The following is a 646-nucleotide window of genomic DNA, read 5'->3' on the forward strand; positions in this document are numbered from 1 at the left end:
CTGCTGCAGTAATATACCGCTGCCATGGAAGATTGCCGATGACGATGTCTCCCTCCTCCAATTCGCTGGAAAGAGAACTGACAACTTGCCCGATTACCCCGCCTGACAATGGCTCATCAATGGCAAAAGGAGGGACATATGATTTGCGGTCATTCATTCTTCCCCTCATATAAGGGTCAACGGATATATACAATGTTTTCACCAGCACCTCGCCGTTCTCGGGCTCTCTTGCATCGGTACTTTCAAACCGGAAATGGCTGTGGCTGGGCATTCCGCTAGGCCTTGAGGCAAGCACAATTTTTTCGTTGTTAATATTCACTGTCTTATCACTCCTTTTTCATTGGTGTCCATTTTAAAGACTTAGTCACGATACTTCAAATGAAAAGTATTACTTATTCTTCAATGACTGCTCTGCAGCTTCCTCTTCTTCTTGGATAACCTCGTCATCGATGTCTTCCTTAAACGCGAATGAAAGAAGGAGGGAAACGAGGATACCTCCACCGATCAAGTTGCCGAAAGTGGCAGGGAACAGGTTTAGCAGGATGAATTGCCACCAGCTGTATTCAAAACCTTCAAGGACCGAAATGCTGAAATAACCCATGTTTGCAACTGCATGCTGAAAATTACCTGCCTCAAAAATGATGAC

At 45.0% G+C, this 646-nt stretch carries 1 protein-coding gene and 1 pseudogene; both read right to left on the reverse strand.

The genetic code is table 11. From position 1 onward, the window contains the following. Nucleotides 1-271 (reverse strand): annotated as a pseudogene (locus CGZ90_RS21120) (NADP-dependent oxidoreductase); the annotation flags it as partial. 117 nt (nucleotides 272-388) lie between these two features. Next, a partial coding sequence (locus tag CGZ90_RS19135; RefSeq protein WP_165766924.1) for a formate/nitrite transporter family protein occupies nucleotides 389-646 on the reverse strand: 258 nt, incomplete at its 5' end.

This window comes from Fictibacillus aquaticus, from assembly GCF_002245695.1.
In the GTDB taxonomy this organism is placed as follows: Bacteria; Bacillota; Bacilli; order Bacillales; family Fictibacillaceae; genus Fictibacillus; species Fictibacillus aquaticus.